This window comes from Actinophytocola sp. (assembly GCF_035762905.1).
In the GTDB taxonomy this organism is placed as follows: domain Bacteria; phylum Actinomycetota; class Actinomycetes; order Mycobacteriales; family Pseudonocardiaceae; genus DASYTH01.
This window is the reverse complement of sequence record NZ_DASUCC010000058.1, coordinates 1-25,527: the sequence shown is the minus strand read 5'-3', so window position 1 is coordinate 25,527 and position 25,527 is coordinate 1. Positions and strand designations below refer to the sequence as shown.

Below are 25,527 nucleotides of genomic sequence, written 5' to 3'. Positions count from 1 at the left end.
CCCTCCGGGCGAGCGGGGTTACTGGTTAGTGGGGTGACCGACCAGCTTGGTCGCTGAGCATGCGCAGGGCGCTGACCAGGCCGCCGACCAGGTCGCCTTCCTTGAACGAGGCGACCATGCTCATCACCGCGAGGTTGCAGGCGCGGTCCGGGAGCCGGCGGGACGCCTCGGCGCCGGTGACGATCTCGACCCGACGCTGGCCGGGTGAGACGGCGAGCAGCACCGAGTCCGCCGCGTTCTCCTCGTGGCTGGCGTGCAGCGCCTCGGCGCCGGCCCGGGTGTCCTGGCCCAGGTCGCCCAGGTACACGCTGAAGTACAGGCCGGTGGCCCGGGAGGACAGCGTGAGCGCCTCGTCCAACCGGGACAGTTGAACCGTGTTGAACGGCAGTTCGGGGACGGTGTCGCGGCGCGCCCGAGCCACCGAGATCCGCCCGCTCGCGGTCACCGCGGCGGCGTAGCCGTGCTCGGGATCCTCGACGACGTTGGCCTCCGCGGTGTCGACGCGCTCGACGGCGGCCTCGGTCGTGCCGGGGTTACCAGCTGCCACGGGCACCTCCCTTGGCCGTGCCGCGCCGCGCCGCGCCGGTGGCCGGGGCGCCCGGGCCACCGTGCAGACCGGCCGGATTGGCGGTCCACCACACCGGCGGGTAGTCCCAGGGCTGGCCGGGCCGGTACCTCGGCGCCCGGGACTGCCGGTCGGGCAGGGTCAGCAGCGCGACCGCCACGTAGATGGCGGTCGGGATCGCCACGAAGACGAGTACGGTCTCGACGACACTCACGGCCGAAACGGTATCGGATGCCGATCTCTCCCGGCCCGTTGACCGGCCCGGTACCGTACGGCGACGAACGGGTTACTCCCATCGTTCACACTTTCACTCCATGTGCACGATGCTTTCGGCCAATCAGGTGACTACCCTCACTGGCATGGACGAGCGGCGATCAGTTCCTCAGGACGGAACCCGGGTCACCCGGGGTACTCGCGTCACGCGTGGCACTCGAGTCACGTAGGTCAGGCCGCCGGTTCACCCAGATAGGGCAACCAGAGCGGATCAGTCTCGACCACGCCGGCCAGCAGCCGCCAGTGCGGCCCGCGCGGCGCGGTCGGTACCACGCGCAACCGCCAGCCGAGCTCGGAGAGCAGCTTGTCGGCCTTACGGTGGTTGCACTTCGCGCAGGACGCCACGCAGTTCTGCCAGGTGTGCAGCCCGCCGCGGCTGCGCGGCACCACATGGTCGACGGTCTCCGCGCGCGCCCCGCAGTACCCGCACCGGTAGCGGTCCCGGTGCATCAGCCCGGCCCGGGTCAGCGGCACCTTGGCCCGGTGCGGCACCCGCACGTAGTTGCTCAGCCGGATCACCACCGGCAGCACCAGGCTGGACTTGGCCGAGTGCACCATCACCCCGGTCGGGTCGCCGTGCACCACCTCGGCCTTGCCGCACACCACCAGGACCACCGCCCGGCGCATCGGCAGCGCGGTGAGCGGCTCGAAGGTGGCGTTGAGCAGCAGGACCCGGCGGCGGCCCCAGGACGGCAGCCCGATCGGCGTCTCAGTTGGAGCTGACTCGGGGGTATGCGCCTGCGGAGGATCCGGCTCCAGACACGGCGAGGTCCGCGGCGCTAGCCCACGAGGGGCGCCGATCGGGCTGAGATGTCGGTCGGGCACGCCCACCACCTCCACCGGTGCAGCCAAATTCGACCATAAACCACACCCGTAGCGCACGTGCCTTCGATAACGTGTCCTGCTTCACCTCATCAAAGATCCGGTGAACCCCCCGGACCGGCACTCGCTAGGGTCGGCGACGATGACCACGACGCTCCCGTTCTCCGACCAACCCCCCGACTGCACCCGGGTCGACGGCAGCTGGTGCCAGCAGGTCTACAAGCTGACCAACAACGAGTGGCTGGCGGCCTCGGCGGAGTGGCTGGTGGCCCGGCCGCTGCGGATCCTGATGATCATCGTGATCGCGCTGCTGGTCCGCTTCCTGGCGAACCGGCTGATCGACCGGATGACCAGGGACACCGGCAAGAAGACCCCGGCGCTGCTGCGCCCGCTGCGGGAGCGCGCCCCGCAGGCGCTCGGCGCGCTGGTCTCCGAGCGGCGCGCGCAGCGGGCCAGGACGATCGGCTCGGTGCTCAAGTCGATCGTGTCGTTCGTCGTGTTCGGACTGGCCTTCATCCTGATCCTCGGCGAGCTCGGGCTGAACCTGGCACCGATCGTGGCCTCGGCCGGGATCGTCGGCATCGCGCTCGGCTTCGGGGCGCAGAACCTGGTCCGGGACTTCCTCTCCGGGATGTTCATGGTGGTCGAGGACCAGTACGGGGTCGGCGACGTGGTGGACGTCGGCCCGGCGAGCGGCGTGGTGGAGTCGGTCGGCCTGCGGGTCACGACGCTGCGCGACGTCAACGGCACCGTCTGGTACGTGCGCAACGGCGAGATCCTCCGGGTCGGCAACTCCAGCCAGGGCTTCGCGGTCGCCGTGCTGGATCTGCCGGTCGCGCACGGCACCGACGTCGCGCAGGTGGTCGAGATCCTGGCCAGGGTGGGCGCCGAGGTCACCACGGCCGAACCACTCGCCGCGGACGTGCTCGAACCGCCCGAGGTGCTCGGCGTCGAGAAGATCACCAACGAGGCCGTGACGATCCGGATGACGATCAAGGTGCGGCCCGGCCGGCAGTGGGCCGTCCAGCGGGCGCTCCGGGCCAAGATCATGGCGGCGTTCGAGGAGGCCGGCGTCGAGCCTCCGCTCGGCCGCTTGATCCCCCCGGCAGCGGGCTGAGCGAAGATAGGCTCGGTCGCGGTGCCGGCTGGACCGAGGAGCAGCGCAGCCGCGAGGAACGAGCGGCGAGCAGCGCACGAAGGAAGCCGGCGCCAGCAGCGGCCGGGCGGGAGCGAACCAGGAGAACAGTGAGCACGGAACAGCAGAGCTTCTACGAGGCCGTCGGTGGTGAGGAGACCTTCCGGCGGATCGTCGGCCGGTTCTACCGCGAGGTCGCCACGGACGAGATACTCCGGCCGCTGTACCCGGACGAGGACCTCGGGCCGGCCGAGGAGAAGCTGCGCCTGTTCCTGATGCAGTACTGGGGCGGCCCGCACACCTACTCCGAGCAGCGCGGGCATCCCCGGCTGCGGATGCGGCACGCGCCGTTCGTGGTCGGGCCGCTGCAGCGGGACGCCTGGCTGCGCTGCATGCGGGTCGCGGTGGACGAGGCGGGGCTGTCCGAGGCGCACCGCCGCCAGCTGTGGGAGTACCTGGAGATGGCCGCGAACAGCCTGCTGAACAGCTGGGTCTAAGTGCGCCACCCCCCCGAGCACGCCGAGCAGCGGGTCTACCGGTCCTGGTGGCACGACGCGCTCTGCTACCAGGTCTACATCCGCTCGTTCGCGGACTCGGACGGCGACGGCGTCGGTGACCTGGAGGGCGTCCGGTCCCGGTTGGGCTACCTCGAGCTGCTCGGCGTGGACGCGCTGGGGCTGACCCCGTTCTACCCCTCCCCCATGGCCGACCACGGCTACGACGTGGCCAACCCGCGCGACGTCGACCGGCTCTTCGGTGACCTGGACGCGTTCGACCGGCTGGTCACCGAGGCGACCGCGCACGGCATCCGAGTCACCATCGACCTGGTGCCCAACCACACCAGCGCGGCGCACCCGTGGTTCCAGTCGGCGCTGCTGTCCGGACGGGGCAGTGCGGCCCGGGAGCGCTACCTGTTCCGGGACGGCGGCGGGGACGGCTCGGTGCCGCCGAACAACTGGGTGAGCGCGTTCGGCGGCCCGGCCTGGACCCGCACCCAGGACGGCCAGTGGTACCTGCACCTGTTCGCCCCGGAGCAGCCGGACCTGAACTGGGCGCATCCGGACGTGCCCGGTGACCTGATCCGCACCCTGCGGTTCTGGCTGGATCGCGGCGTGTCCGGGTTCCGCGTCGATGTCGCCAACGGCCTGGCCGAGTTGGCGGGCGAGCCGGACCCGGGCCGGGACCACGACGGCGTGCACGAGATCCACCGCATGATCCGCAAGGTGCTCGACGAGTACCCGGGCAGCTTGGCGCTCGGCCAGATCCAGGTGGCCGGGGACGAGCGGTACCTGCGGCCGGACGAGCTGCACCTGGCGGACAACGTCCAGCTGGTGGCGGCCGAGTTCGACGCCGACGCGGTGCGCCGGGCGATCGAGGAGTCGTTGTCCGCGGTGGCCGGCACCGGTGCGCAGCCGACCTGGACGCTGGCCAACCACGACGTGGTGCGCCAGGTCAGCCGGTACGGCGGCGGCGCGGCCGGCACCCGGCGGGCCCGGGCCATGGCGCTGGTCGAGCTCGGCCTGCCCGGCGTGGTCCACCTGTACAACGGCGAGGAGCTCGGACTGCCCGACGTGGACCTGCCGGAGGCGGCGCTGCGGGACCCGCGGTGGAAGCGGTCCGGGCACCGGCTGCCGGCCAGGGACGGGTGCCGGGTGCCGCTGCCGTGGGAGGGCACCGAACCGCCGTTCGGCTTCACCGACGGCACCCGGACCTGGCTGCCGATGCCGCCGGAATGGATGGTGTTGACCGTCGAGCAGCAGCTGGAGGATCCGGATTCGACGCTGTCGCTGTACCGGCACGCGATCGAGCTACGCCGCCGGCATCCGGCGTTCGCCGGCAGCACGCTGGACTGGTTCGGCGCACCGGCCGGCTGCTTCGCCTACCGCCGCAGGGGCGGCGGGCTGAGCTGCGCGCTGAACACCACCTCGGCCCCGGTGCCGCTGCCGCCCGGCGAGCTGCTGCTGGCCAGCGGTCCGCTGGCCGACCGGATGCTTCCCCCGGACACCGCCGCCTGGCTGGTCTGACTCAGACCAGCAGCGGAAGCAGGGCGTGTCGGCGGCGCACCACCGCGCCGAACCGGGCGTCGATGCGCAGCCAGGCGTCCGTCGCGGTCACCCGGACCGACTCGTCGGCGTCGTTGGTGCCCAGGAAACCCATGCCGGACATGGCGAACAGGCAACGCAGCGGCACCTTGATCTCCATCCCGTCGCCGGACACGGTGAGCACGGTCTGGTCCAGCAGCGCGGCCGGCGGCGTCCCATGTGGACCGGCGTTCTCCCTGGCCAGCATCAGGCCGCGGTCGGCCAGCTCGGACACCACCCGGGCGGGCAGCTGGTCGACATTGCGCCAGTGCGCGTCGGGCGGCAGCGCCGAGCGCCACTGCAGATCGCGGGCCGCGCCCGGGTCGACCCGGTCCCCGCGCACCACGGCGAGCGCGGCCAGCAGCTCGTTGCCGGACACCGTCACGTCGGTGGGTCGCACCGCCCCGCGCACGGTCCGGGTGGCCAGCACGTCGAACGGGGTGGCCACCCAGGAGTCGATCAACCCGCCGTCCCTGGTGCGCAGCCGCACCACGGTCTGCCCGTCCAGCCGGACCGCGCGGGCCACGAACGCGCCGAGATCGTCGCGCTCCGACCGGTCGGCGACAACCAGCTCAGGCACCGTTGCTCCCGCTGCGCCATGCCGCCAGGAAATCCCGCTCGGCTTCGGAGAGCCGGCGTGGCCGGCCGGTCTTCATGTCGTAGGGCACCAGCATGGTCTCCGCGGTGGCCACCACCGGGTCCGAACCGGACAGTCCACTGTGGACGATGTAGTCCAGGGTGAACGACGCGTGCCGCATCTCCCGGACCGACATCTCCACCCGCACCGTGGTCCCGGTGGCGAGCAGCGGCGCGTGGTAGTCGACCACCAGCCGCGCGACGACCACCCCGCCGGCCATGCCGCCGGCCCCGTGCCTGGTCGCCTCCACGAACAGCAGATCGATCCGCGCCTCCTCGAGCAACGTCACCGTGTTCGCGTGGTTGACGTGCCCGAAGGCGTCCATGTCCGACCAGCGCGGCCGAACCTCGGCGACGAAAACACCCACTAGCGGACCATACTGCGGATCTGCCGCGCGGCGACCGACAGAGTCGCCAGGTCGACCCGGCCGGACTCGTTGATCTCGGTAAGCGACGACCGGGCCCGGCCAAGCCGGGAGGCGTTCGCCCGCTCCCAGGCGTCGATCTTGTCGTCCGGCGGGGTGCCGGGATCGCTCTGCCGCAACACATCCAGCGTGATCTCGCGCAGCGACGAGTACAGGTCGTCGCGCACCGCGAGCCGGGCAAGCGCGTGCCACCGGTTGCCCCGCTCCAGATCGTTGACCGAGGTCTGCATCTCGTCCAGATTGAGATGATCGGACAGCGTGTAGTAGAGCTCGGCCGTCTCCTGCGGACTGCGCTCCACCTCCACCGCGGCGTGCTGCTCGGCCAGTTCCGCCACCTCGGTCACGTCCAGCAGCCCGTAGGCGTCCAGCAGCGTGGCCACCCGGTTGGCCAGCCCGGCCGGAACGCCGTCGGCGATCAGCCGCTCGGCATCGGCCACCGCCGCCGCCCGCTGCCGGCCGCGCAGCAGGGCGAGCATCCGCGGCGCGAGATCCTGGACCACCGACCGGAACCGGCTGATCTCCGCGCCGACCGCGAGCGGCTGCGGCCGGTTGGACAGCAGCCACCGGGCCGCCCGGTCCAGCAGCCGGCGGATCTCCAGCGCCATCGCGTCCTGGGTGTCGGTCGGGATCAGGTTGTCCAGCGCCTCGATCTCCCGCCACAGCTGGGGCAACCCGAAGACGCTCGTCGCCACGGCGAACGCGCGCACCGAGTCGGTGGCGCTGGCGTTGATCTCCTCGGCCAGCCGGAACGCGTAGGACACCCCTGCGCCGTCCACCACCTCGTTGACCAGCAACGTGGTGGCGATCTGGCGGTTGAGCGGGTGCGCCGCGATGGCGTCGGCGAACCGTTCGCGCAGCTGGCTCGGGAAGTACTCCGGCAGCCGCCGGGCGAACGCGTCGGCCTCGGGCAGCCGGCTGGCCAGCACCTCCTCCTTGAGCGCGAGCTTCACGTGCGCCAGCAGGGTGGCCAGCTCCGGCGAGGTCAGCCCGCCGCCGGACTTCTCCATCTCGTGGAACTCCTGCGCGGACGGCAACGCCTCCAGCTCGCGGTCCAGCCCGGTGGTCTGCTCGAGCTTCTGCACCAGCCGGGCGTGCACCGACACCATGGCGGCGGCGTGCGCCCGGCTGATGCCGAGCACCTCGTTCTGCCGGTAGTTGTCGGTGAGCACCAGGCCGGCCACCTCGTCGGTCATCTCGGCGAGCAGCTCGGTGCGCTGCTCCGGCTGCAGCCGGCCGGCGGTCACCAGTTGGTCGAGCAGGATCTTGATGTTCACCTCGTGGTCGGAGCAGTCCACCCCGGCGGAGTTGTCCAGCGCGTCGGTGTTGATCTTGGTGCCGGTTCGGGCCACCTCGATCCGGCCGCGCTGAGTCAGGCCGAGGTTTCCGCCCTCGCCGACCACCTTCACCCGCAGATCCCGGCCGTCCACCCGGACCGCGTCGTTCGCCTTGTCCCCCACCGCCGCGTTGGTCTCGGTGGACGCCTTCACGTAGGTGCCGATCCCGCCGTTCCACAACAGGTCCACCGGCGCCAGCAACACCGCCTTGATCAGCTCCGGCGGGGACAGCCGCTCCACCCCGGGCGGAAGGTCCAGCGCGGCGGCGGCCTGCGGACTGATCGGGATCGACTTGGCGGTGCGCGGCCACACCCCGCCGCCCTCGCTGATCAGCTCGCGGTCGTAGTCGTCCCAGGAGGACCGCGGCAGCTCGAACAGCCGGCGTCGCTCGGCGAAACCGGCCGCCGGGTTCGGGTTCGGGTCGACGAAGACGTGCCGGTGGTCGAACGCGGCCACCAGCCGGATGTGCTCGGAGAGCAGCATCCCGTTGCCGAACACATCGCCGGACATGTCCCCGATCCCGACCGCGGTGAACTCCTCGGCCTGGGTGTCCACCCCCAGCTCCCGGAAGTGCCGCTTGACGCTCTCCCAGCCACCCCGGGCGGTGATCCCCATCGCCTTGTGGTCGTAGCCGACCGACCCGCCGCTGGCGAACGCGTCGCCCAGCCAGAAGCCGTAGCTCCCGGCCACCTCGTTGGCGATGTCGGAGAACGTCGCGGTGCCCTTGTCCGCGGCCACCACCAGGTAGGTGTCGTCGCCGTCGTAGCGGACCACGTCCGGCGGCGGCAGCACGGTCCCGGCGCGCAGGTTGTCGGTCAGGTCCAGCAGGCCGGAGATGAACATGCGGTAGCACGCGATGCCCTCGGCCAGCCACGACTCGCGGTCCACCGCGCCGTCCCCGGTCGGCGCAGGCGGCCGCTTGACCACGAACCCGCCCTTCGCGCCCACCGGCACGATCACCGCGTTCTTCACCGCCTGGGCCTTGACCAGCCCGAGCACCTCGGTGCGGAAGTCCTCCCGGCGGTCCGACCAGCGCAGCCCGCCCCGGGCCACCGGACCGAACCGCAGGTGCACGCCCTCCACCCGGGGCGAGCAGACGAAGATCTCGAACCGCGGCCGGGGCTCCGGCAGTTCCGGCACCGCCCGCGGCTCCAGTTTGATCGCCAGGTACGGCCGCGGTTCGCCACGCTCATCCGTGACGAAGTAGTTGGTCCGCAACGTGGCCCGGATCAGGGTGAGCAGGCTGCGCAGGATCCGGTCCGCGTCCAGGCTGGTCACCTCGTCGATCATCCGGGTGGTCTCGAGGATCTGGGCGGCGGCCTGTTCGCGCCGGGTCTGCTCGGGCAGGGCGGGATCGAAGCACACCTCGAACAGCTGGACCAGCGCGGTCGCCACGACGAAGTGCGCCAGCACGGTGTCCTCGATGTACTCCTGGCTGTAGGTGGTCCCGGCCTGGCGCAGGTACCGGGAGTAGGCGCGCAGTACCACCGCCTGGCGCCAGGTCAGCCCGCCGCGCAGCACCAGCGCGTTGAACCGGTCGGACTCGGCGTCGCCGCGCCAGATCGCCTCGAACGCGTCCTGGAACCGGGCGCGCAGCGACTCGATGTCCTCCTCCGAGCGGTTCTCCAGCACCGCCGGGTCCACCCGCAGCCCGAAGTCGTAGATCCACCAGCGCGGGCCGTCCTGCGGGCGCAGCTCGTAGGGTCGCTCGTCGACCACCTCCACGCCCATCTGCTGCAGCATCGGCAGCACGTGCGACAGGCTCACGCCCGGTCCGGCCAGGTAGAGCTTGAACCGCCGCTCCCCCGGCTCGGCCTCGCTCGGCACGTAGAACGAGGTGTCCATGTCGCCCTCGTGCGCCAGTGCCTGGATCCGGCGCAGGTCGGCCAGCCCGTGGACCGCGTCGAAGTCCTCCTTGTACGCCTCCGGGAACACGCCGGCGAACCGGTGGCCCTGCTCGGTGGCCGACTCGGCGCCGACGGTGACCGCGTCCGACGGGTCGTGCCGCTGCTCCTCGAGCACCGCGTCGACCATGTGGTCGTCCCAGGTGCGCACCGCCTCGGCCAGCCGCTCCTGGATGTGTCCCACGTCCGGCTCGAACTGCCGGTCCGGCTCGGTGTGCACGGTGAAGAACACCTGGGCCAGCGGGGTCTCCCCGATTCGGGCGCTGTACTCGAGGTGGTTGCCGGCCAACTCCTCGAGCAGCACCTGCTGCATGGCCAGCCGGGAGGTGGTGGTGTAGCGGTCCCTTGGCAGGAACACCAGGCAGGAGTAGAACCGGCCGAACAGGTCGCGGCGCAGGAACAGCCGCAGCCGGCGGCGGTCGGCCAGCGCGATCACCCCGGTCGCGGTCTGGTACAGCGCCTCGGTGGTGGTGGAGAACAGCTCGGTGCGCGGCCAGTTCTGGATCACCTCGAGCATCCGCTGGCCCGAGTAGGACTCCATCGGGAAGCCGGCCTTGTGGATCACCTCGCGGACCCGGCGCTCGACCACCGGGATGTCCAGCACGTCCTCGTGCAGCGCGTTGGTGTTGAACACGCCGAGGAACCGGTGCTCGCCGGTGACGGTGCCGTCCTGGTCGAAGGTCTTCACCCCGACGTAGTAGGGGTAGATGTTGCGGTGCACCGCGGAGGGCTCGCTGGCCTCGGTCAGGATCAGCAGGTTCGGCGAGAGCGCGGTGGCGGTGGCGTCCGGACCGGCGGTCAGCCTGCGGGCGGCCAGGCTGTCCTGGCGCAGCACGCCGAGGCCGCTGGCCAGCACGGCCTTCAGTGCCGGCTGGCCCTGCTCGTCGGGCACCAGCTCGTAGTTGCGGTAGCCGAGGAAGGTGAAGTGCCCGTCGGCCAGCCAGCGCAGCAGTCCGGTGCCGTCGGCGATCTGGTCCTGCTGCTTGAGCGGGGGCGGGTCGTCCTCGAGCTGGTCGGCGAGGGCGCGGGCGGTGCCGGTCATCCGGTCGGTGTCCTCGACCACCTCGCGGACCGCGTTGAGCACCGTGTGCAGGCTGTTCACCGTGTCCCGGTTGCGCTCGGCGCCGCTGATCAGGTCGATCTCGATGGACATCCAGGACTCGGCGAGCGCGTCGGCCGGCGGGTCGTCCGGGTCGGCGGTGGGCAGCATGTCGAGCAGTCGCCCGGCGACCGTCCGGCGCACCACCACGATCGGGTGCACCACCCGGTGGACCTGGAGGCCCGCGCGGGCCAGTTCCGCGGTCACCGACTCGACGAGGTAGGGCATGTCGTCGGTCACGATCTGCACGACGGTGCCCGCCGTGCTCCACCCGTCGCTGGCCCGGTCCGGGTTGAAGATGCGCACCGCGGGGCCGCCGGGCACCCGGTCCACGGCCAGCTCGTGGTGCGAGCGGACCGCGCCGACCAGGTCGACCGGGTTGTCGTCGATGATCTCTTCCGGCGGCAGGTACCGGTAGTAGAGCCGGATCAGCTCGGCCAGTTCGGGAGAAAGCTGTGCGGCCTGTTCGATCCGCTCGTCGCGGATCTGTTCGGGGCTCGCCTGGCCGGTGCCGCCGATCATGGCGGTTCTGCTGGAACGGGACCGGACACCAGTCGAAGCCATATTGAGTGGACTCCACGCACGCTCGGTGGCACCCCTGCGTGCCACATGCAGCTACACCCTAATGCCGGCCTCGGTACCGCTCAGCACGGCGGATCGTCCTTGATCGAACCCTGAATCGAGTCTTCATCGGTTCCGCCGGGACGGCATCTCGCCCGGCGGACCCGTCTCACACGTTTCCCCAGTCCGGCATCCGGTGCCGCCCGCTGCCGGACGACGAGGGCCGGACCGGTGCGGTCTTGTCCGATTTGCCGGGCTCGTCCCGGTCCGGCTCGGTCGCCTGGTAAGCGACCAGCGCCTCGGTCAACAGGTCCGCGATGCTGGTCGTGTCGGTCCGCTCCCGGCGCCGGCTCGTCCGCGGCGACTCCGCCTCCTCCGGCGGCGCCACCGGCTCCAACCGTACGGTGTCCGGCTCCACCTTGCCGTTGCCCTCCCCCTCGGCACCAGGCTCCGCCACCTGCGCTGGCGGCGGCACATCCGGCTGCGGCTGCGGGCCCGGCGGAACCGGCGGAACCTGATCCGGCTCGTCCGGCAGCACGATCTCCGACTGCCGCTTGTGCTCACCCGGCGCCCACGGCTCCCGGTCCGGCTCGGCGGGGTCCGGCCGCCCGGGCTCCTCCAGACCGGGCCGCCCGGGCTGCCCGAGCCCCGGACGTTCTGGCTCACCCACACCGGGCCGCCCCGGCTCACCGACGCCCGGCCGCTCCGGCTGGCCCACACCCGGCCGTCCGGGCTCACCGACCCCGGGACGCTCCGGCTCACCCACACCCGGCCGCCCCGGCTCACCGACCCCGGGACGCTCCGGCTCACCCACACCCGGCCGCTCGGGCTCCCCCACGCCTGGCCGCCACGGTTCCTGGATACCTGGCCGCTCCGGGAGTTCTGCGGGGCTCCACGGCGCTCCTGGGCCTTCGTCCGGTGCCTCCGGTCCGCGTACCGGCCCGGGCAGCTCGCCGGGCATGCTGGGCAGGAAGTCCGGTTCCCTCGGCCCGAAGTCCGGCCGGCGCGGTGTTCCCGGCTCCAACCCGGGCTCCCACGGCACCGACGGCCCCTCGTCCGGCTGCGCGGGCCTGAAGTCCGGCTGACGCGGCGGTTCCGGAATGTCGTCCGGCTCCGGCTCCGGCGGCATCGTGCCGCGGGTCCCCTTGCTGGTCAGCGTCGGATGATCGATCAGCGGCGCCAGCAGATCCCGGATCAGCCAGTTGGTCGTCCCCGGCTCCTTGTAACCCGTGGTGCCCGGTGGCGCCGCACTCGCCGGCTCGACATCGTCCGGCCGCACGGCCGCGTCCGGCTGCGCACCGGCAGACTCGACCGCGGCCCGCGCTTCCTCCTCAATGGTCGCGGCCGGCGGGTCCGCAGGGACCTTGGGCAGGGCGGACGCCGTTCCCCCGTTGGTCCGCGAACCGGACGAGCGCCGGCCGTCGGACAGGTCGATCCGGAACATCGTCGGCCCGGGCGGACGAGCCGGACCGGTGTCCTCGGCCGCGCCGCCGGGCGGTGGCGGAACCGGGCCGGGCCCAGGCGCGGCGTGGTCGGCCTCGGATTGCCCGGTCGGCTCGTCCCGGTCCGCACCCGGCGGGCCGGCCGCAGCCGGCCCGGCCGGTGCCGGTTCGACCGGCCCAGCCAAGGCCGACCCGGCCGCCGTGGCACCAGTCGCCGCCGACGGAGCCGGCGCCGGCGACACCGACGGTTCCGGCGAGTCCGCTGGCGCCGGTGTCGACGAAGCCGGTGTGGACGCGGCGGTCGGGGGTCTCTGGGCCGGCTGGACGGCGGCTGCCGGCGCCGTGGTGGGTGCGGGTCCGGATACCGGTGCGGGCGCGGGTGCGGGTCCGGATACCGGTGCGGGCGCGGGCAGGGGTATCCGCACCGGGGCCGGCTGGGCCGTCTCCGTGGCCGTGGCCGGCGGCGGGTCGGCGGGTTTCGGTGCGGTGATCGCGGCCGCGGTTCGGGGCCTGGTGCGCAGTAATCCGGTGACCGCGTCCAGGGCGGGCTCGACCAGGCCGAACTCGATCACGAGTTGGCGCCGGGCCTGCTCGACCGACCGGCGGTGCCGGTGCTCGGCGGCGTGTGCCGCCCGCAGACCGTGCAGCGCATCGCCCGGCCGTGCCGCGAGCTCGTCGAGATCGGCCCGCGCGCTGAGGGCGTCGGCGAGCAGCCAGCCCAGGTCGTGCCGTTCGGCGACGGAGAGCACGTAGTCCAGCAGACCCCGGCCGGCCGCCACCCGTCCCGACGGGACCATGACCCTGATCGCCACGGCGAGCAGGGTCCGGCCGACCGACGGCGCCGCGGCCGACCGGGCCGGCCGGGCGAACAGCGGTCCGGCCTCGTGCTCGGCTTCGCCCGGCTGACCGTCGTCCAGCAGGGCGAGGACCAGTTCCATGATCAGTCGGGCCCAGGCCCGGCCGCCCTCCATCCGCCCGTCCCGCAGCCTCGCCAGCAGCCCGAGACCCTGGCGGGCGATCTCGACCGCGTCCTCGTTCTCGCCGTGCCGCCGGTGGTAGGCGGACGTGCGCGCGGCCAGCAGCGCCCGGTCCAGGCGCCGGGCGTCCGAGCTGAGCCCGTCGTCCGCCGCAAGCAGCCGGTCGGCCTCGGCCAGCGCGTCCTCAAGGTCGTCCCGCCGCCCCACGTGCACGGTGCAGCCGACCAGCTGCCCGAGGGCGACGGCCCGGGTCGCCGGTCGGACACCGGCCACCTCGAGCACCGGCCGCAGAATCGTGCAGCCGAGCAGCGGCTCGCCCAGCTCCCGCGCGCACGCGGCCAGGTCCAGCCGAACCAGGGACTCCAGCTCGGGCAGGCCGGCCTTGGCCGCGGCGCGCAGGGCGGCCAGCGCCGGCTCGACCGCGTCCGCGTGCCGCTCGAGCCGCACCAGCGCGGCGGCCAGCAGGCCGTAGGCCCGGACCAGGTCCGGACCGCCGGACGCCGGTCCCGCCCCGATGGCCCTGCGGGCATACCGGGCCGCCAGTTCTGGTGCGCTCCATTGCAGCCGGTCGGCCAGCTCCACGAGCGCGACGCGCTCGGGGTGCTCTCCGATCGAGGGCAGCTCGTTCCAGGCAGCGACCACCGGCATCCCCGCCTAGTCCCTGGTCAGCTTGCGATAGGTCACCCGGTGCGGACGGGCCGCCTCCTCACCCAGCCGTTCCACCTTGTTCCGCTCGTAGCCCTCGAAGTTGCCCTCGAACCAGAACCACTTCGCGGGATCGTCGCCGTCGCCTTCCCAGGCCAGGATGTGCGTCGCCACCCGGTCCAGGAACCACCGGTCGTGGGAGATCACCACGGCACAACCGGGGAACTGTTCGAGGGCGTTCTCCAGCGAGCCCAGGGTCTCCACATCGAGGTCGTTGGTCGGCTCGTCGAGCAGAATCAGGTTTCCACCCAGCTTGAGCGTCAGCGCGAGGTTGAGCCGGTTGCGCTCCCCGCCGGAGAGCACCCCGGCCGGCTTCTGCTGGTCCGGTCCCTTGAAACCGAACGCGCTCACGTAGGCCCGGGATGGCATCTCGACCTGACCGACGTGGATGTAGTCGAGTCCTTCCGACACCACCTGCCACACGTTCTTGTTCGGGTCGATTCCGGCACGTTCCTGGTCGACGTAGGCCAGCTTGACCGTCTCCCCGACCTTCACCTCGCCGCCATCCGGCGCCTCAAGCCCGACGATGGTCTTGAACAGGGTCGTCTTCCCGACCCCGTTCGGACCGATCACGCCGATGATGCCGTTGCGGGGGAGCTTGAAGGACAGGCCGTCGATCAACACCCGGTCGCCGAAGCCCTTGCGCAGGTCGTTCACCTCGACGACGACGCTGCCCAGCCGCGGACCGGGCGGAATCTGGATCTCCTCGAAGTCCAGCTTCCGGGTCCGCTCCGCCTCGGCCGCCATCTCCTCGTAGCGTTCGAGCCGGGCCCGCGACTTGGTCTGCCTCGCCTTGGCGTTGGACCGCACCCAGGCCAGTTCGTCCCTCAGCCGCCGCTGCAGCTTCTGGTCCTTCTTGCCCTGCACCTCCAGGCGCTCGGCCTTCTTCTCCAGGTACGTGGAGTAGTTGCCCTCGTAGGGGTAGGCCCGCCCGCGATCCAGCTCGAGGATCCACTGCGCCAGGTTGTCCAGGAAGTACCGGTCGTGGGTGACGGCGAGCACGGCGCCCTGATACTGGGCGAGGTGCTGCTCCAACCACAGCACGCTCTCCGCGTCGAGATGGTTGGTGGGCTCGTCCAGCAGCAGCAGGTCGGGCTTGGACAGCAGCAGCCGGCACAGTGCGACCCGGCGGCGCTCACCACCGGAGAGCACGCTGACGTCCGCGTCCGGCGGCGGGCAGCGCAGCGCGTCCATCGCCTGTTCGAGCTGCGACTCCAGATCCCACGCGTCGGCGTGGTCCAGCTCCTCCGTGAGCTTGCCCATCTCCTCCATGAGATCGTCGGAGTACTCCGTGGTCATCGCCTCGGTGATCTCGTTGAAGCGGTCGAGCTTTCCCTTGATCTCGCCGACGCCCTCCTCGACGTTGCCGAGGACCGTCTTGTTCTCGGTCAGCTTCGGCTCCTGTTCGAGGATTCCGACGGTGAAGCCGGGCGAGAGCATCGCGTCCCCGTTGTTCGGCTGGTCCAGCCCCGCCATGATGCGCAGCACGCTCGACTTGCCGGCGCCGTTGGGACCCACCACTCCGATCTTGGCCCCGGGATAGAAGGAGATGCTGACGTCATCGAGGATGACCTTGTCCCCATGCGCCTTGCGTACTTTCCTCATGGTGTAGATGAACTCCGCCATGGTCGCGATCGTAGAGCGCTGCCCGACGGGAGCTGAGCGCGGACCGCACCATCGGCCCGGTCGATCGTCCTCCTAGTGCCGTGGGGTCAAGCCGTGCATCCGTTCAGCGCACGTCAGGCGGCGACCGGCTCCGCGGCGGCCGAGGCATCACCTCCCGAACCCTCGCGAGCCGGCCGTTGCACCATGGCGGTGCACATCGACAGGTTGGGGCCGATCGCCTTGGCGTCGAGCCGCAGGGACGACCGCATCTCGCCGTTGGCCTCGTACTCGTTGAGGTAGACCCGGCCGGTCGCCACCACCTGGTCGCCCTTGAACACGGAGACGGCCACGTTCTCGGCGAGCTTGCGCCAGCAGGCCACCTCGAGGATCAGCCGGTCACCGTCGGTCCAGGCCTGCGCATCGCGGTCGAACCGCCGCTCGTTGGCCGCGATCCGAAAGGTGCACAGCTTGTCGCCGGTCGACACGGTGCGCTGGTTGACGTCGCTGATGATCCGGCCGATGACGGTCAGATAGGTCTCGAACATGATCAAGGTCCTTCCTGTGTCCGGCCGGCGCGGGATGCGCCGGCCACAGGAACGACAGTGCCGGGCGGGGGCGACGAGCGGTGCGCCTGGTGATCAAGATGTGGACTACTCGGGCGGTTGTGGACAACCGGTGCTACCGGCGATCGCCCTCGGCGAGCTGGCGGAGCATCGCGTTGTAGGCCTCGCGGTCGGCGTCGCCGTCGGCGTCCGCGCGGCGGTCGGCCCGGCGCGCCTCCCGCTCATCCGCCCGCGCCCACTGCAACAGCAGCGCGATCAGCACGATCAGCAGCGGCAGCTCCCCCGTCGCCCACGCGATCCCCCCGCCCAGCCGCTGGTCGCCGAGCAGATCGGTGGCCCACGGCAGGGCCAGCGCCTGGTAGAACCGCTCGCCGATCACGGTCTGCGTGCTCATCAGGATCACGCCGAAGAACGCGTGGAACGGCAGCGAGGCGAACACCATGCCCAGCCGGGCCAGGTACGGCAGCCGGCGCGGGGACGGGTCCACCCCGATCACCGGCCAGTAGAAGAGGTAGCCGACCACGATGAAGTGCACGCTCATCGCCAGGTGCGCCCAGTGCAGTTCGAGCGCCGCGTCGAACAGCCCGGACAGGTACAGCACGTAGAACGAACCGATGAACAGGGTCAGGGCCACCACGGGATGGGTCAGCACCCTGGTCAGCGGCGAGTGCACGAAGGCCAGCAGCCACTCCCGGGGGCCGGGCGGCGCGTCCTTCCCGGCGGCCGGCAGTGCCCGCAGCGCCAGCGTCACCGGCCCGCCGAGCACCAGCAGCACCGGCGCCAGCATGGACAGCATCATGTGCGTTTCCATGTGCACGCTGAACATCGCCGGCGCGTAGCGGCCGAACCCCGAGCTGGTCGCGAACACCACCACCAGGCATCCGAGCAGCCAGGCCACCGTCCGGCCCACCGGCCAGGCGTCACCCCGGGCCCGCAACCGGCGCACGCCGAGCAGATAGAGCACCGCGAGGATGACCGCGGATCCGCCGAAGATCAGATCGAACCGCCAGTCCAGCAGCAACCGGAGCGGGGTCGGCTCGCCGGCCAGCGGATAGCCTATCCGCAACGCCACCGGGTCCGGCTCGGCCAGCAACGGCGGCGGGGGCGTCCTGGCCAGCGCGGACGCCAGGCCCAGGGTGGCGAACATGATCAGAACTTCCATGGCGCCAAGGCGGAACAGCGCCGCACCGGAGCCGCCGCCGGCCACGTCCCGGACACCGCGCTCGCGCTGCACGTAGCCGATCACCCCGAGCAGGACCAGCGCGGTGATCTTGGCTAACACCAGGACGCCGTAGTTGGTGGTGAACAGGTCGCCGACCGGCACCCGGATCAGCGCGTTGATCGTCCCGGACAGCGCCATGACGACCCAGCAGACCAGCGCGACCTTGGAGAACCGCGACGCGGCGAGCCCGAGGTGGGCGCGGTCGCGGCGGCCGTGCACGAGCAGCGCGACCAGCCCACCCACCCACAGCGCGACGGCGACCAGGTGCAGCAGCAGGCTGTTGCTGGCCAGGTCGTGCTGTCGGGCCGAGGAGTGCCCGGTCACCGCGACCGGCACGACACCGAGCAGGGCGACCGGGAACAAGATCGCGGTCCAGCCCCAGGACAGCACGATGCGGGCGAGCACGGCGATCACCAGCGCGACCGCGGCGGTGACCAGCCAGGCCTTCGCCTCCGGCAGCACGCCGACCAGGTCGATCAGGGTCCGGCCGGACAGGATCACCGAGACCGGCTTGCCCACCGCGGTGGCCACGGTGAACGGAACGGACAGCAGGGCGGCGGCGAACCACAGCAGCGCCGACCAGCCGGCCATCCGCAGCGCGGCGTAGCCCGCGACGTCGAGCACTCCGGACCGCTGCGGCGGCACCAGGAACGCGCCGAACAGCAGCCCTCCGATGGTCAGCACGCAGCCGATCTCGGCGGCCACCCGAACCACGATCGGGCCGTAGGCGTTGACCAGGTTGGCGTCGAGCGGACCGGCGGTGAGGGTGAGCAGGGCGGTGGCGAACACCGCGGCGAACAGACCGCCGACGACGAGCAGGGGCACCACACCGGAACCGGCCGCCGCCTTGGGGGGACGTGGGGACTCGGCCGCCTCGGTCAGCGAACTGTCAACGGGCACAACCCGAGCCTAATGCCGGGCCGAGCTGGTGGGCCGCACACCGGGTTCGGCCTCGGGGGAGACCAGCGCCTGGTCCGGCCGGTCCTCGCGGCGCCGGGCCCAACCGGCGGCGAGCGCGGCCGGGGCGATCAGCGCGGCGATGACGCCGGCCACGCCGAGCGCCACCGCGAGGTTGGTGACCTGCGCGATGGCGCCGATCATCGGTGGGCCGAGCAGGAAGCCGCTGTAGGCGATGGCCGTCACGAACGCCAGCTCGCGCTCGCCGCCGGACCCGTCGGCACGCCGGCCGGCCGCTCCGGCCAGGCCGAGCGCCACCGGGAAGGCGTAGGCGAGCCCGGCTCCGGCCAGCGCGAAGCCCAGGTAGCTGGACCAGGGCGCGGGCACAAGCACGGCGATCAGCAGGCCGCTCCCGGCGACGAGCGCCCCGCCGACCAGCAACCGCTGCGGCCCCCACCGCCGTTCGGCCCGCTCGCCGAGCATCCTGGTCACCGCCATGGCGACGGAGAACGCGGCGAAGATGATGGCCGCCGCGGCTTCGCTGACCCCACGCTCCCGCACCGCGAAGAGGGCCGACCAGTCGGCGCTGGCCCCCTCCGCCACGGCGGAGCAGAGCGCGACCGCGCCGAGCAGCCACAGCACCGGGCGCCGGGCCAGACCGGCGCCCCCGCGCCGGCGCCGGTGGCCGGGCTGGGCGAGGACCGGCTCGTTCGGCACCCGCCGGGCGATGCCCAGCGTGGTCAGTGCGGCGAGCACCGCGACAACGCCGAAGTGCTCGAGTGGTGCCCAGCCGTACGTCGCGGCCACCGCGGCGCCAGCGGCACCGATCAGACCGCCGAAGCTGTACCCGGCGTGGAACACGGGCATGAGCGGCCGGCCGGTCTGCCGCACGACCGTCACGGCGGCGATGTTCATGGCCACGTCGAGCGTGCCGGCCGACACGCCGATGGCGAACAGCACCAGGCCGAGCTGCGCCGGGTTGGTGGCCAGCGCGATCGGGGCGAGCAGCGACCACGCCACCAGCGCCGAGGTCAGCACCACCGGGCGGGCGCCGAACCGGGCGCACAGCCGGCCGGCCACCGGGGCCGCCAGGATCAGCCCGATGCTGGCGCCGACCAGGGCAAGGCCGAACGTCCCGGTGTCGGCCCGGACCTGCTCGGCGATGGCCGGAACCCGCGGCGCCCACGAGCCGAAGGCGGCGCCCTGCAGGAGGAAGACGACGAGGACCGCGGTCTTGCCGGAACGCATGGTGCTGCCCCTTCGGTCACTGCTGCTCGACGCCCAGGCTATCTGAAGCGCTTCAGCACGCGCCACATCTATTTCCCGGACCCGGAGCCCTAGGCTTGTGGCCGTGAGTCCAGACCGGGGCCGGCGACCGACCCTGGACACCATCGCCCTGGAGGTCGGCGTGTCCAGGGCCACCGTGTCCAACGCATACAACCGGCCGGACCAGCTGTCCGTCCAGCTGCGCGAGCGGATCATCGCCACGGCCAAGCGGCTGGGCTACGCCGGACCGGACCCGACCGCCCGCAGCCTCGCCACCCAGCGCACCGGCGCGGTGGCGTTCCTGCTCGGCCAGGGCCTGTCCTCGGCGTTCTCCGACCCGGCGCTCACCATCATGCTCGACTCGCTGGCCGCCACCGTGGACAGCGGAGACCGGGCCCTGCTGCTGTTACCGGGAGTCGACGACCAGGGCCCGCGCCCGGCGAGCGTGGCCAGGGCGCAGACCGATGTCGTGGTCGCCTACTCGCTGCCCGATGGCGCGCCCGCGCTGGACGCCGTGCGGGAACGCCAGCTCCCGCTGGTCGTGGTGGATCAGCCGGTGGTGCCGGACTCCGCCCGGGTGGAGCTGGACGATGTCGCGGGCGCGACGCTCGCCGCCCGGCACCTCGGGGAACTGGGCCACCGGAACGTCGGCATCCTGGGGTTCTCGCTGAGCCCGGACGGCCGGCACGGGCCGGCGGACCGCGGCCGGGTGCGCGTGGCCCGCTACCGGGTGACCCGGGACCGGGTGGCCGGATACCTCGCCGGACTCGCCCCGTTCGGCATCGGCCCCGACGAGGTGCCGGTGTGGGAGGCGAACTGCGGCGACCAGCAGTTCGGTCGCGCGGGCGCGCTGTGGCTGATGGGCAACCGGCCACGCCCGACCGCCCTGCTGTGCATGTCCGACGAGCTGGCCCTCGGCGCCATCCGGGCCGCCACCGAGCTGGGGCTTTCGGTGCCGCGGGACATCTCCGTGGTCGGCTTCGACGACACCCCGGGCGCCACCTGGTCGGACCCGCCGCTGACCACCATCCGGCAGGACCTCGTGGCGAAGGGCCGAAGAGCCGGCGAGCTCGCGCTGCGCATGCTGGACGGCGCCGGACCCGGCGACCCCACCACCATGGGCGTCGAGCTCATCCCCCGCGCGTCCACCGCTCCCCCGGCTCGCTAGCCAGGACGTTCACTCCTCCGAGTCGATAACGACTGGCGGGTCCGGAGCGATCAGACCCATCGGGACGGCTATACCCGCCGCCCCGCCAGAAGCTGTCCAGCCCTCGTAGCTCAGCGGATAGAGCAAAGGACTTCTAATCCTTGGGTCGGAGGTTCGAGTCCTCCCGGGGGCGCTGGGTTTCCGCACGTCGTAGGAATCGTTATCAGGGCGCGCCGGATTTCGCCGTTGGAGTTTGATATGGCGCGGCGCACGGTGCTTTTGGCAGCGGGTTCGGTTCCGGTCAGCGGTCAGGAGTCCTCCGATCCCGCATGGCAAAATCAGCCGGGTGCAGGTCGGGATACTTGGGCCGTTCGAGGTTCGTACGGACGGCGGCGTGGCTGACGTGCCGGGCGCGCGGTTGCGCGGGTTGTTGGCCGCGCTTGCGCTCGAGCCCGGCCGGGTGGTCGCGAAGGCGACGCTGGTCGACTGGATCTGGGGTGAATACCCGCCATCGGACGCGGCGAATGCCTTGCAACGGCTGGTTTCCCGGTTGCGGAAGGCGCTGCCGGAAGGGTTGATCGAGGGGCAGCCGGAAGGCTACCGGTTACGGGTGGAACCCGAGGCGGTCGATGCCGTGCGGTTCGAACGCCTCGTCGGCCGGGCCCGCCATGACGGGGATCCACGGCGGCTGCGCGAGGCCCTCGAACTGTGGCGCGGGGCGGCCATGCAGGACGTCGGTTTACAGGACAGTGCGGCGTTCGACGCGGCGGTCGCCCGGCTCGAGGGGATGCGTCTGGCCGTCCTGGAGGACCGGTTCGATGCCGAGATCGGCCTCGGCCACGAGGGCGAGCTGGTCGCGGAGCTGACCGATCTGGTGGCCGCGCATCCGGTACGGGAACGGCTGGTCGCCGCGCTGATGCGTGCTCTCGTCGCGACCGGTCGCGACACCGAGGCACTGTTGGTGTACCAGCGCACGAGAGACGCCCTGGCCGATGCGCTGGGCGTCGACCCCTCCGCAGAACTGTCCGCATTGCACGTCGCGCTGTTGCGGGGCGAGTTGGGCCGACGGCGGCAGGAGAACCGGAAGACCAATCTGCGGGCCGAGCTGACCAGCTTCGTCGGCAAGGACGCCGACGTCGCCGCGGTCCGCAAGCTCATCTCCGAACATCGGCTCACCACTCTGATCGGGCCGGGCGGCTCCGGGAAGACCAGGCTGGCCACGGAAACCGGGCGCACGTTGCTCAGCGACCTACCGGACGGGGCCTGGCTGGTGGAGCTGGCGGCCATCGGCGCGGACGATGACGTGGCACAGGCGACGCTCGCCGCGCTCGGCCTGCGGGATGCGCTGCTCGGTGAGGCGCCGGACGCGGAGCCGGCGGACCGGCTGGTCGCCGCGATCCGCGAGCGGGAGGCGCTGCTGATCCTGGACAACTGTGAGCACGTGATCGAGTCCGCGGCGGCGTTCGCCCATCGGGTGCTCGGGGAGTGCCAGCGGCTGCGAATCCTGGCGACGAGCCGGGAACCACTCGGCATCACCGGTGAGCAGCTGTGGCCGGTCGTGCCGCTGGCCCTGCCGGGTGGCGACGCCGGTCCCGGCGAGATCGAGTCCTCCCCGGCCGTCCAGCTGCTGCGGGACCGGGCCAGCGCGGTGCGCAAGGACCTCGTGATCGACGCCGCCACGCTGTCGACGATGGCGCGGGTCTGCCGGGCACTGGACGGGATGCCACTGGCGATCGAACTGGCCGCGGCCAGGCTGCGCACGATGTCGCTCGATCAGCTCGCCAACCAGCTCGACGACCGGTTCCGCCTGCTGACCAGCGGCAGCCGGACCGCGTTGCCACGGCACCGGACGCTGCGCGCGGTGGTCGACTGGAGCTGGGAGCTGCTCACCGACGCGGAACGGACCGTGCTGCGCAGGCTCTCGGTGTTCTCCGGCGGGGCGAGCCTGGAAGCGGCCGAGCGGGTCTGCGCCGGTGATGCGGTCGAGGCGTGGCAGGTGCTGGAGTTGCTCACCGCGCTGACCGAGAAGTCGCTGGTGCTCACCGAGGACAGCGGCGCACCGCGCTACCGGATGCTCGGCACGATCAAGGAGTACGCCGGCCTGCGGCTGGCGGAGGCGGGGGAATCGGACCTGGCGCGCCAGGCACATCTGGCCTACTTCACCGAACTCACCGAGACCGCGGAGCCACGTCTTCGCCGGGCCGAGCAACTGGAATGGCTCGCCACGCTCGAGGTCGAGCACGACAACATCGGTGCCGCGATGCGTGGCGCGCTCGCGGCCGGCGAGGCGCAGGCGGCGATGCGGCTCGCGGCGGCCACCGGCTGGTACTGGTGGCTCGCCGGGCACAAGTCCACCGGCATGGAGCTGATCACCGCGGCGATCAACACGCCCGGCGAGGTGAGCGATGCCTTCCGGGCCACGGTGTACGCCCTCGTCTCGATGTTCGTCAGCTCCGGGCCGAACGACGAACACCAGGCGGCGCAATGGATCCACAAGGCACACCAGTTCGGCCAGCGCAGCCGGCACCATCATCCGGCGCTGCGGCTGGTCGCTCCGCTGGTGCGGATGCTGGAGGCGCCGGACGCGTTCTTGCCGGCCTGGGAAGAGTTGTTGGACGACGAGGATCCGTGGGTGCGGGCGTTGGCGCGCCTCCAGCTCGGCAAGATGCGGATCATGCTCGGCCAGGACGGGCGGGATGCGGACGCGTATCTGGAGACGGCGCTGGCGGAGTTTCGGGCCCTTGGCGAACGGTGGGGGATTTCGTTCGCCTTGACCGAGCTGGCCGATCGAATTGCCACGCGGGGTGAGTTCGCCGGCGCGTGTGCGTATTTCGAGCAGGCGATCGTGGTGGTGACCGAGGTCGGTGCGATCGAGGATGTCATTCGCATGCGGTCGCGGCAGGCTCAGCTGTACTGGTTGCTGGGTGATGAGGAGGCCAGCGCGGCTGCCATCGCTGAGGCGGGGCGATGTGCGGAGCGGGTGACGTGGCCGAGTGCGTTGGCGCTGTTGGCCCTGTCGAAGGCGGAGTTGGCGCGGTGGCGGGGCGACACCGCGCAGGCACACCAACAGGTCGGGGTGGCGACGACGCTGTTGGGTGAGCAGGCGAAGCAGCCGAACATCCGGGTGATGACCCATGACCTGTTGGGTTACCTGGCCGATGATCTCGAGACGGCCCGGGAGCATCGCAGCGCGGCGTTCAAGGCGGCGTCCGAGGCGGGACATGCACCCCTGGTCGCGCAGGTGTTGGTCGGGGTGGCGGATCTGGCGGTGCGCCGCGAACAGTGGGAGCAGGCGGCGCGGTTGTTGTCGGCCAGTGCCGCGGTGCGTGGATTGCCGGATCGTTCGCAGCCGGATGTGGAGCGGATTGAGCGGGCAGTGCGAAGCCGCCTCGGCGATGTGGGGTTCGCCGAGGCGGCTGGGGGGGTGGGGGTGGGTTGGTCGGAGTTGGTGGTGGTCACGCTCGCTTTCTGAAGGAGGCTGAGGCCCAGAGGTAGCCGATCAGGGCGATGCCGAGGCACCAGGCCAGGGCGGCGATGGCGTGGCTGGTTGAGGGGGTGCCGTTGAGTAGGCCGCGGAGGGTTTCGATGATGGGGGTGAAGGGTTGGTATTCGGCGAATTGGCGTAGTCCGGGGCCCATTTTTTCGGCGGGGACGATGGCGCTGCTGAAGAATGGCAGCATCATCAGGGGGACGGCGGCCAGGGCGGCGGTTTCCGGGGTTTTGGCGTTGAGTCCCAGGGCGATGGTCAGCCAGCTGGTGGCGGTGCCGAGCAGCAGGATCAGTCCGGCCACGCCGGCCCATTGCAGGGGGCTGGCCGCCGGGGAGAAGCCGAGCAGGAAGGCGACGCCGATCAGGGCGCTGATGGCGACCACGCTGGTGAGCAGGGTGGCCACGACGTGGCCGTTGAGCACGGCGCCGCGGGTGACGTGCATGACTTTGAAGCGGTTGATGATGCCTTTGGTCATGTCGGAGTTGACCGCGACGGCGGTGGTGCCCAGGCCGTAGCAGACGGTGAGCAGGATGAGTCCGGGGGTGGCGTAGTCGATGTAGTCGACGCCGACGCTGAAGGCGTCGCCGAACATGTAGACGAACATCAGCATGATCACGATGGGCATGAGCACGGCGTTGAACACCGAGGTGGGGTTGCGGGCGATGTGCTTGGCGTTGCGCCGTAGCATGATCATCGAGTGGGATTGGGCGCTCATTTCGCGGCCACCTCCGTGGTTTGGCCCGTCAGGGCGAGGAAGACGTCGTCGAGGTCGGGGGTGTGCACCGAGAACTCCTCGGCGTTGATCGAGTACTCATCGAGCCGGTCGAGCAGGGCGCGCAGTGAGCGGGTGCCGCCGTCGCTGGGTACCCGCAGGGCGAGGCCGTCGTCGTCGCGGGTGGCATCGGAGAGGACTCGGGCGGCGGCGTCGAGTTCGGCCACGCTGGCGAACTTGAGTCGGACGTGGGTGCCGGGGACCTGGCGCTTGAGCTCGTCCGGGGTGCCGGAGGCGACGATGCGGCCGTGGTCCAGGACGGCGACCTGGTCGGCCAGCTGGTCGGCCTCTTCCAAATATTGGGTGGTGAGGAAGATGGTCACGCCGTCGGCGACCAGTTCGCGGATGATGGTCCACATGGTGCGCCGGGAGCGCGGGTCCAGGCCGGTGGTCGGCTCGTCGAGGAAGATGATCCGCGGGTTGCCGACCAGGGTCATCGCCAAGTCGAGCTTGCGGCGCATCCCGCCGGAGTAGGTGGCCACCAGCTTGCCGGCCGATTCGACCAGGTCGAACCGCTTGAGCAGATCGGCGATCACCGCCGTACCCGCCTCGCCGCGCAGCCCGTGCAGGTCCACCATCAGCTGCAGGTTCTCCTGCCCCGACAGC

Annotated in this window: 18 protein-coding genes and 1 tRNA gene; 6 read left to right on the top strand and 13 right to left on the bottom strand. The window is 71.6% G+C overall.

Features of this window, described 5'->3' with window-relative positions; genetic code table 11:
• Positions 1-25: 25 nt before the first annotated feature.
• From VFV67_RS11055 to VFV67_RS11045, 3 genes are all read right to left on the bottom strand, one after another.
• Positions 26-445, bottom strand: coding sequence for a DUF5130 family protein (locus tag VFV67_RS11055; protein WP_326469353.1), 420 nt, complete (start codon positions 443-445; stop codon positions 26-28).
• Positions 446-533: 88 nt separating this feature from the next.
• Positions 534-779 (bottom strand): hypothetical protein, encoded by a 246-nt coding sequence (locus VFV67_RS11050; protein ID WP_326469326.1) that lies wholly within the window; start codon positions 777-779, stop codon positions 534-536.
• Positions 780-1,009: 230 nt separating this feature from the next.
• Positions 1,010-1,663 (bottom strand): HNH endonuclease, encoded by a 654-nt coding sequence (locus tag VFV67_RS11045; protein WP_326469324.1) that lies wholly within the window; start codon positions 1,661-1,663, stop codon positions 1,010-1,012.
• A 139-nt stretch (positions 1,664-1,802) separates the two neighbouring features.
• Here VFV67_RS11045 and VFV67_RS11040 point away from each other — a divergent pair, with 139 nt between their 5' ends.
• From VFV67_RS11040 to VFV67_RS11030, 3 genes are all read left to right on the top strand, one after another.
• Positions 1,803-2,777, top strand: coding sequence for a mechanosensitive ion channel family protein (locus VFV67_RS11040; protein ID WP_326469323.1), 975 nt, complete (start codon positions 1,803-1,805; stop codon positions 2,775-2,777).
• A gap of 128 nt (positions 2,778-2,905) precedes the next feature.
• Positions 2,906-3,292, top strand: a complete 387-nt coding sequence (locus tag VFV67_RS11035) for a globin (protein WP_326469322.1) — start codon at positions 2,906-2,908, stop codon at positions 3,290-3,292.
• Positions 3,293-4,819: a glycoside hydrolase family 13 protein gene (locus VFV67_RS11030; protein WP_326469321.1), complete on the top strand. Its 1,527-nt coding sequence runs from the start codon at positions 3,293-3,295 to the stop codon at positions 4,817-4,819.
• Position 4,820: 1 nt separating this feature from the next.
• Here the strand turns inward: VFV67_RS11030 and VFV67_RS11025 are convergent, their stop codons facing one another.
• The 8 genes from VFV67_RS11025 to VFV67_RS10990 all read right to left on the bottom strand — a co-directional run bounded on the left by VFV67_RS11025 (position 4,821) and on the right by VFV67_RS10990 (position 19,494).
• The gene (locus VFV67_RS11025) at positions 4,821-5,456 is read right to left on the bottom strand and encodes a hypothetical protein (RefSeq protein WP_326469320.1); all 636 of its coding nucleotides are present in this window, start codon (positions 5,454-5,456) and stop codon (positions 4,821-4,823) included.
• Positions 5,449-5,880: a thioesterase family protein gene (locus VFV67_RS11020; protein WP_326469319.1), complete on the bottom strand. Its 432-nt coding sequence runs from the start codon at positions 5,878-5,880 to the stop codon at positions 5,449-5,451. Before VFV67_RS11020 ends, VFV67_RS11025 begins: the two co-directional genes overlap by 8 nt.
• The gene (locus VFV67_RS11015; RefSeq protein ID WP_414636229.1) at positions 5,880-10,838 is read right to left on the bottom strand and encodes an NAD-glutamate dehydrogenase; all 4,959 of its coding nucleotides are present in this window, start codon (positions 10,836-10,838) and stop codon (positions 5,880-5,882) included. The genes VFV67_RS11020 and VFV67_RS11015 overlap by 1 nt, the downstream gene beginning before the upstream one ends.
• Before the next feature lie 166 nt (positions 10,839-11,004).
• Positions 11,005-13,902 (bottom strand): hypothetical protein, encoded by a 2,898-nt coding sequence (locus tag VFV67_RS11010; RefSeq protein ID WP_326469316.1) that lies wholly within the window; start codon positions 13,900-13,902, stop codon positions 11,005-11,007.
• Positions 13,903-13,908: 6 nt separating this feature from the next.
• A complete protein-coding gene (ettA, locus tag VFV67_RS11005; RefSeq protein WP_326469315.1) occupies positions 13,909-15,585 on the bottom strand; it encodes an energy-dependent translational throttle protein EttA in 1,677 nt (558 codons plus the stop codon).
• A 113-nt stretch (positions 15,586-15,698) separates the two neighbouring features.
• Positions 15,699-16,109, bottom strand: coding sequence for a single-stranded DNA-binding protein (locus tag VFV67_RS11000; RefSeq protein ID WP_326469314.1), 411 nt, complete (start codon positions 16,107-16,109; stop codon positions 15,699-15,701).
• A gap of 133 nt (positions 16,110-16,242) precedes the next feature.
• Positions 16,243-18,249, bottom strand: coding sequence for a cytochrome c oxidase assembly protein (locus VFV67_RS10995; RefSeq protein WP_414636228.1), 2,007 nt, complete (start codon positions 18,247-18,249; stop codon positions 16,243-16,245).
• A 9-nt stretch (positions 18,250-18,258) separates the two neighbouring features.
• Positions 18,259-19,494, bottom strand: a complete 1,236-nt coding sequence (locus VFV67_RS10990; RefSeq protein ID WP_326469312.1) for an MFS transporter — start codon at positions 19,492-19,494, stop codon at positions 18,259-18,261.
• Positions 19,495-19,597: 103 nt separating this feature from the next.
• Here VFV67_RS10990 and VFV67_RS10985 point away from each other — a divergent pair, with 103 nt between their 5' ends.
• The 3 genes from VFV67_RS10985 (at position 19,598) to VFV67_RS10975 (ending at position 24,131) form a co-directional block, all read left to right on the top strand.
• The gene (locus VFV67_RS10985) at positions 19,598-20,680 is read left to right on the top strand and encodes a LacI family DNA-binding transcriptional regulator (RefSeq protein ID WP_326469311.1); all 1,083 of its coding nucleotides are present in this window, start codon (positions 19,598-19,600) and stop codon (positions 20,678-20,680) included.
• 99 nt (positions 20,681-20,779) lie between these two features.
• Positions 20,780-20,852 (top strand) — tRNA-Arg (locus VFV67_RS10980).
• 153 nt (positions 20,853-21,005) lie between these two features.
• Positions 21,006-24,131, top strand: coding sequence for a BTAD domain-containing putative transcriptional regulator (locus VFV67_RS10975; protein WP_326469310.1), 3,126 nt, complete (start codon positions 21,006-21,008; stop codon positions 24,129-24,131).
• Here the strand turns inward: VFV67_RS10975 and VFV67_RS10970 are convergent.
• Positions 24,115-24,864 (bottom strand): ABC transporter permease, encoded by a 750-nt coding sequence (locus VFV67_RS10970; RefSeq protein ID WP_326469308.1) that lies wholly within the window; start codon positions 24,862-24,864, stop codon positions 24,115-24,117. The genes VFV67_RS10975 and VFV67_RS10970 overlap by 17 nt on opposite strands.
• Positions 24,861-25,527: ATP-binding cassette domain-containing protein (locus VFV67_RS10965; protein ID WP_326469307.1), on the bottom strand; the 667-nt coding region annotated here is incomplete at its 5' end. The genes VFV67_RS10970 and VFV67_RS10965, both read right to left, overlap by 4 nt.

Excerpts from the sequence above, each read along its gene's own strand:
- VFV67_RS11000 (WP_326469314.1), bottom strand. The coding sequence starts at position 16,109 with ATGTTCGAGACCTATCTGACCGTCATCGGCCGGATCATCAGCGACGTC.
- VFV67_RS10990 (WP_326469312.1), bottom strand. The coding sequence starts at position 19,494 with ATGCGTTCCGGCAAGACCGCGGTCCTCGTCGTCTTCCTCCTGCAGGGC.
- VFV67_RS11040 (WP_326469323.1), top strand. The coding sequence starts at position 1,803 with ATGACCACGACGCTCCCGTTCTCCGACCAACCCCCCGACTGCACCCGG.
- VFV67_RS11010 (WP_326469316.1), bottom strand. The coding sequence starts at position 13,902 with ATGCCGGTGGTCGCTGCCTGGAACGAGCTGCCCTCGATCGGAGAGCAC.
- VFV67_RS11015 (WP_414636229.1), bottom strand. The coding sequence starts at position 10,838 with ATGGCTTCGACTGGTGTCCGGTCCCGTTCCAGCAGAACCGCCATGATC.
- ettA (WP_326469315.1), bottom strand. The coding sequence starts at position 15,585 with ATGGCGGAGTTCATCTACACCATGAGGAAAGTACGCAAGGCGCATGGG.
- VFV67_RS10970 (WP_326469308.1), bottom strand. The coding sequence starts at position 24,864 with ATGAGCGCCCAATCCCACTCGATGATCATGCTACGGCGCAACGCCAAG.